This window comes from Phenylobacterium sp., assembly GCF_028290885.1.
Taxonomy (GTDB): domain Bacteria; phylum Pseudomonadota; class Alphaproteobacteria; order Caulobacterales; family Caulobacteraceae; genus Phenylobacterium.
Map to the genome: position 1 here is coordinate 1 of NZ_JAQGIZ010000103.1, position 4,884 is coordinate 4,884.

Below are 4,884 nucleotides of genomic sequence, written 5' to 3' on the forward strand. Positions count from 1 at the left end.
GCCACCAGCCGGTCCCAGCCGACCAGCGACAGCAGGTGGGCGTAGATCTGGGCGAGCGCGCCGTTGCTGCGGATCTCCACCAGCTTGTCGGCCGGCAGGGCGTTCAGCTTTTCCTCCGAGACCCCGAAGTACTCGGCGATCTTCTGCGGCTCGCCCTGGGTGCCGTCGGCGTTGGTCGGCGTGAAGCTGGCGATCTTGGTCTCGAACAGGTCGAGGTCCTTCAAGATCTGGACGAAGCTCTCCGTGCGCTGCCGCTCGATCTCGAAGTTGTTGCAGAACTCGATGCAGTTCTTGGTGTACTGGCTGGGCTGGCCGTCGGCCTCGAAGAACGGCTGGTCGATATCCTTGTCGACCACGAATTCGGCCGCGCGGTCGATGCACAGCACCATCTGCTTGGCGCTATCGTCGTTGGCGAACACGAACGGGTAGCGGCGGATGTAGGCGGGGATGTAGACGCCCGGCTCGAACAGGCCGTCGTCGCGCAGGAACATGTTGTCGCCGGCGTTCAGGCCCATCACAGCGATCGGCAGCTTGTCGTCGCCCACGAAGATGATCGGGCCGGTCACCGCGGCCAGCGGGAACTCGCCGACCGTCAGCGGGACCGCGTGGCCCGCCTTGGCGAAGCCGAAGGGGCCGTCCATGCTCTTGACGCCCATCTTGCCGTGCAGCTCGGACGAGAGCGGCTCCGGCTGCGAATAGAAGAGGACGTTGCCGGTGATCTGGCCGAGGCCGGGCGGGGCGGTGGTCGTCATGAAGCGCCTTCGGTGAATCCAGGAAACCGCAGGGGCGAACAGCGCTCTCCACGGGAAGTCGCCGCTTCTAGCCGATCAGGCCCGGGCCCGCAAATGCGTCCGCTGGCCGCTTGCGCCCCGCACTTGCGCCCCGCACTTGCGCCTCTGGGGGCGAGGGGCTTTGATCGCCGGCATAGTCGAACGGCCGCAAGAGCCAACCCATAAGTCGGAGGAATATTCGTGCCCATCTTTTACCCGGACATCCTCGATCAGAAGACCGCCGCGCGCACCTTCACCTACGGCGACAAGGACGTGATGCTCTATGCGCTGGGCGTCGGCCTCGGCCGCGACCCGATGAACGAGGACGAGCTGCCATTCGTCTACGAGAAGGGCCTGAAGGTGGTCCCCACCGCCGCCACCGTGCTGGCCTCTGCCGGCGGACGTCCGGCCAGGGGCGCCGACGAGGTGGGGCAGAAGCCCGGCCATCGGCCCAGCCAGATCAACTTCCTGATGGTGGTGCACGGCGAGCAGAAGGTGGAGCTGCACCGGCCGCTGCCGACCAGCGGGACCTTCACCGCCCAGGGCCGCACCATCGGGGCCTTCGACAAGGGCAAGGACAAGGGCGCCGTCATCATCAATGAGACCATCTGGACCGACGAGGCCGGCGAGAAGGTCGCTACCCTGACCGGTTCGACCTTCGCCCGCGGCGACGGGGGCTTCGGCGGCCCCTCCGAGGGTCAGCCTGAGCCTCACGAGATCCCGTCGCGCAAGGCCGACCTCTCCGTCGACATCGCGACCCGCGAGGACCAGGCCCTGCTGTACCGCCTGAACGGCGACCGCAATCCGCTGCATTCGGACCCTGAGAGCGCTAAGCGCTCCGGCTTCCCGCGGCCGATCCTGCACGGCCTGTGCACCTACGGCATCACCTGCCGCGCCGTCCTGCAGGCGATCACCGGCTACGACCCCGACCAGATCCTGAGCCACCAGGCGCGGTTCTCCGCCCCGGTGTTCCCCGGCGACACGATTACTGTCGACCTCTGGAAGGACGGCCAGGTGATCTCCTTCGAAGCCCGCGTTAAGGAGCGCAATGCGACGGTGATCAAGAACGGCAAGACCGTTCTGCGGTCCTGACGTCCCAAACTCGTAAGCCGGCGGAGTTGTTTTGATCCGATCCCTGTTCGCGGCCGGCGCGGCCGTCCTGTTGCTGGGCGCCGCGCCGACGCCCGCGAAGCTCACCGGCTACCTCACGGCCGGCGACATCGACGGCCAGGCGGTAATCGGACCGCCGCCGGCGCCGGACTCGCCGCGCGGCAAGGCCGACCGGACCGTCTATCTGGAGACGCGCGGCCTGGCGGGCTCGGCGCGCTGGACCCAGGCGGCCAAGGATAACGACCTTTGGAACGGCGGGGCGCTGGAGCGCTACGCCTGCGCGCTGGGCGCGCCGATCGACGCGACCGCCCTACCCAAGACCTACCGTCTGCTGCGGCGGATCGAGATCGACGCCCGCACGGTCGGCACGCCGCCCAAGGACCACTACAACCGCACCCGCCCGCTCATCGGCGACGATCGGCCCGTCTGCATCAAGCGCGAGGCCTGGATGTCCACCAACGCCTCCTACCCGTCCGGCCACGCCATGGCGGGCTGGGCCTGGGGGCTGGTGCTGGGCGAGCTCGCGCCCGCCAAGGCGTCGGCCCTCCTGGAAGCCGGGCGCGAGATCGGCGACAGCCGGGTGATCTGCGGCGTCCACTACCCGTCCGACGTGGAAGCCGGCCGAACGCTCGGCGCGGCCATGGTCGCCCGCGAACACGCCGACCCCGCCTTCCGCGCGGACTTCGCGGCGGCCAAGGCCGAGCTGGCGAAGGCGCATGGGACGCCGGCGCCGAGCGGCTGCAGCTGATCCGCCTCTCTCCCGAGCGCAGCTTCGCCGGGGGAGAGGCTACCCCGGCCGTTTCATCGCGAACACCACGTGCGCGCGCAGAGGATGATCCTCCGCGAGCTTTGGATGGTCGAAGTCGCGCCAGGGCTCCGGGATCATGCCGATCCGCCGCATCACCGCCTGCGAGCGCAGGTTGCTACGCGCGGTGATGGCGATGACCTCGGGCGGCTTCAGTTCTGCGAACGCCCAGGCCACGGCCGCCCTGCCGGCCTCGGTTGCGTAGCCGTGACCCCAGGTCTCCGGCGAGAGCCGCCAGCCGACCTCGACCGCCGGTCCCGGCGGCATTTCCGCAGGCATGGCGATCAGCCCGGCCATACCGATGATCGTCGCGTCGGCCTTGCGCTCAACGGCCCAGAAGCCCCAGCCGTGCTGGCCGATGTGGGCGTTGACGCGGTCGATCATGGCGTCGTTTTCTTCGCGGGTCATGGTCGCGGCGAGCCAATCGCCCACCCGCGGATCGCCGTTGATCGCCGCCAGGGCGTCGCGGTCGCGGTCTTCCGGCGGGCGCAGGATCAGCCGGTCGGTCTCGATCAGCACCGCGGCCTCATTGGGGCCGGCCCTGGGTCAGCGCGCCGTAGAGGTCAGGCCGGCGGTCGCGGAAGAAGCCCCAGGCGGCGCGGTGGACGCTAAGGAAATCCAGGTCGAACTCGGCGAGGAGCACGCCCTCGTCCTCGCGCCCGAAGGCCGCGGCCAGGTCGCCGCGGTGATCGGAGATGAAGCTGGAGCCGTAGAACAGCTGGCCGCCGTTCGGATAGTCCGCCCAGGGTTCGAAGCCCGTGCGGTTTGCTCCGACCACGGGGATCACGTTGGAGACCGCATGGCCCTGCATGGCGCGACGCCAGGGCGCGGCGGTGTCCAGGGTCGCATCGTGCGGCTCCGAGCCGATGGCGGTGGGGTAGAACAGCATCTCGGCGCCCATCAGCGCCATGGCCCGCGCCGCTTCCGGATACCACTGGTCCCAGCAGATGCCGACGCCGAGCCGGCCGAAGCGGGTATCCCAGACCCGGAAGCCGGTGTCGCCGGGGCGGAAGTAGTACTTCTCCATATAGCCCGGCCCGTCGGGGATGTGGCTCTTGCGGTAGACGCCGAGTAGCGATCCATCGGCGTCGGCCATCACCAGGCTGTTGAAATAATGAGGCCCCTCGCGCTCAAAGATCGAGATCGGCAGCACCACGCCGAGCTCCTGGGCCAGCGGCGCCAGCGCGGTGACGCAGGGATGCTCCCTCCATGGATAAGCTTGCTTGAACCAGCGCTCTTCCTGGGCGACGCAGAAATATGGGCCCTGGAACAGCTCCGGCGGCAGGACGACCTGCGCGCCCTGGCCCGCCGCCTCGCGGATTAGCTCGGCGGTCCGCGCGATGTTGGCGCCCAGGTCCAGGCCGTAGCTCGCCTGGATGGCCGCTATCGCGATCTTGCGGGTCATCAGGCGGGCTCCTGCTGGGTGATGCAGTGGAAGGATCCGCCGCCGGTGAGGATGGCGCGCGACGGCAGGCCGATCACCGCCCGGCCCGGGAACAGGTGCTCCAGGGCCTGCGCCGCCAGCGCGCCGGGCTGCGCCGCATAGATGGGCACGATCACCGCGCCGTTGGCGATCAGGAAGTTCATGTGGCTGGCCGGCGCCGGGCCGCTCCCGCCGGACACATTGTCAATCCAGCCCGGCGAGGGGATGCGCATCACCTTCAGCCGGCGGCCCGCCGCGTCGGTCATGGCCGAGAGCCGCCGGGCGGCGTCGTCGTAGGCGCCGGCGTTCGGGTCTCCCCGCCCCCAGGCCACCGGGCAGGCGACGACGCCCGGCGCCACGAAGCGCGCCAGGTTGTCCACGTGGCCATCGGTGTGGTCGTTGGCGAGGCCCTCGCCCAGCCACAGCACCTTCTTCGCGCCCAGCGCCTCGGCCAGCGCGGCCTCGGCAACCGCCTCCGTCCAGCCCGGATTGCGGTTGGGATTCAGCACGCACCGGCTGGTGGTCAGCACCGTGCCCTCGCCGTCGTGGTCGACCGCTCCGCCCTCCAGGATGAAGTCGTGCTCCGCCAGCGGCGCGCCGGAGGCCCGGGCGATCTGCCCCGCCACGGTGTCGTCGTGCTCGAGCGCGTACTTGCCGCCCCAGCCGTTGAAGCGACAGCCCTGCGCCTGCGGCCCCTAGGGCCCCACCGCGAAGAACGGTCCGGTGACCCGCAGCCAGATGCCGCCGAAGGCGCCGGCCACGATTTCGATCCCGGC

The 4,884-nt window shown here is 69.8% G+C and carries 5 protein-coding genes and 1 pseudogene; 2 read left to right on the forward strand and 4 right to left on the reverse strand.

Features of this window, described 5'->3' with window-relative positions; translation table 11 throughout:
- A partial coding sequence (locus JWP28_RS07335) for a SapC family protein (RefSeq protein WP_299541606.1) occupies nucleotides 1–752 on the reverse strand: 752 nt, incomplete at its 3' end.
- Nucleotides 753–971: 219 nt separating this feature from the next.
- On the opposite strand from JWP28_RS07335, the gene JWP28_RS07340 reads away from it, so the two are divergent.
- Both JWP28_RS07340 and JWP28_RS07345 read left to right on the forward strand, forming a co-directional pair.
- Nucleotides 972–1,862, forward strand: a complete 891-nt coding sequence (locus JWP28_RS07340; RefSeq protein ID WP_299541608.1) for a MaoC/PaaZ C-terminal domain-containing protein — start codon at nucleotides 972–974, stop codon at nucleotides 1,860–1,862.
- A gap of 31 nt (nucleotides 1,863–1,893) precedes the next feature.
- Nucleotides 1,894–2,628 carry a phosphatase PAP2 family protein gene (locus JWP28_RS07345; RefSeq protein ID WP_299541610.1) on the forward strand — a complete coding sequence of 245 codons (735 nt, stop codon included), beginning with the start codon at nucleotides 1,894–1,896 and terminating at the stop codon, nucleotides 2,626–2,628.
- 39 nt (nucleotides 2,629–2,667) lie between these two features.
- Here JWP28_RS07345 and JWP28_RS07350 read toward each other — a convergent pair whose 3' ends face one another.
- The 3 genes and pseudogenes from JWP28_RS07350 to JWP28_RS07360 all read right to left on the reverse strand — a co-directional run.
- Nucleotides 2,668–3,204, reverse strand: a complete 537-nt coding sequence (locus JWP28_RS07350; RefSeq protein WP_299541611.1) for a GNAT family N-acetyltransferase — start codon at nucleotides 3,202–3,204, stop codon at nucleotides 2,668–2,670.
- Between the two features lie 7 nt (nucleotides 3,205–3,211).
- Nucleotides 3,212–4,090, reverse strand: a complete 879-nt coding sequence (gene aguB, locus JWP28_RS07355; RefSeq protein WP_299541613.1) for an N-carbamoylputrescine amidase — start codon at nucleotides 4,088–4,090, stop codon at nucleotides 3,212–3,214.
- Nucleotides 4,090–4,884: pseudogene (locus JWP28_RS07360) on the reverse strand (agmatine deiminase family protein); the annotation flags it as partial. The gene aguB and the pseudogene JWP28_RS07360, both read right to left, overlap by 1 nt.